This is a genomic window from Acinetobacter sp. C15 (genome assembly GCF_013420645.1).
GTDB lineage: Bacteria > Pseudomonadota > Gammaproteobacteria > Pseudomonadales > Moraxellaceae > Acinetobacter > Acinetobacter indicus.
In genome coordinates, this window is sequence record NZ_VOXR01000138.1 from 1 (window position 1) to 1,082 (window position 1,082).

Consider the following 1,082-nt stretch of genomic DNA (forward strand, 5'->3'; position numbering starts at 1 on the left):
AGTTCTTTATCCGACATAGACACCAACATATCAAACCGTCCGCTAAGAAAATTGCAAAAGTGCATATTCTAAAAGCGGACATTTTTACTTTGGAGAAACCGGACATTTCTACTTTGGGCTTACAAGTGTATTGCGTATAACCACCATTATGTTAAATAGGGAATTCAAAGCTCTTTCTAAGAGTTGGTATAGTGGTAATACTTATTGAGTGCGTAAAAGAATTAGATTAATAAAATACTCAAAAGAAAAATAGTAAAAGGGAACTTACAGAAAATAAGTTACCGGCTCTTAAAATTATATTTAAACAAAGAAGCCCAACTAAATGATTGGGCTTCCTCATATCTAACTTTACCTTATGATTTTCATCAGTGTACTGCAAGAATTTAGACTACTTGTTGACTTGAACACCTTTAAAAATCAATTTCTCTTTTTTTTGTGTTTCTATAAGCAGTTGTGCCTGCCCCTTACGAGATTGAAGATATAATGTGGGAGCATTCACCAGAATATCTATCATCGTACTTTCACGTAAGTTGATATCATCAGGACAGCCCATCATTGTGGCAACAATTGGTTGTTCAGCATATAAATGATTGCCCTTAAAATGAATACCAATCGAATTTATATTACAAAACAAATTCCCAATATACAGCATCTTTTCTGCAAATTTTAGCGTGATAGGTTGGTCAGGTTTTGAAGCCAGAAATAATGAATCTATACGTTCACTATTAGCATTTGTTGCCTCGATTAATTCCCAAGAAAATTGCGCCAAGGTCTGCTCACTAAAGGACATCACTTGTAATTCTTGTATCTTGGACTGATCGGCTGATGAAGGCTTATGACAAGCGCTCAAAAGTCCAACGACGAACATCAGTATAAATATTCTAGTCATCGTTATTGTCCGTATAATAATGAGTAACCCTCTTTATAGAGTTCATCAGTAGACATATAGGTCATATGGCACTGTTGCAAATAGTCGGTGGTGATAAACTTATCATCCCCTTTTGCTGATGGAGCTGCACATGAACCCATTCAAAGGCCGGCATTTTCAGCGTGACATCATTCTGTGGGCCGTACGCTGGTAC

General features: G+C 36.4%; 1 protein-coding gene. It reads right to left on the reverse strand.

Translation table 11 applies throughout. The features are described 5' to 3' along the window. Positions 1–388: 388 nt before the first annotated feature. Entirely contained in the window at positions 389–889 is a 501-nt protein-coding gene (locus FTT63_RS15560) for an META domain-containing protein (RefSeq protein WP_074163995.1), read from the reverse strand. Positions 890–1,082: the final 193 nt, after the last annotated feature.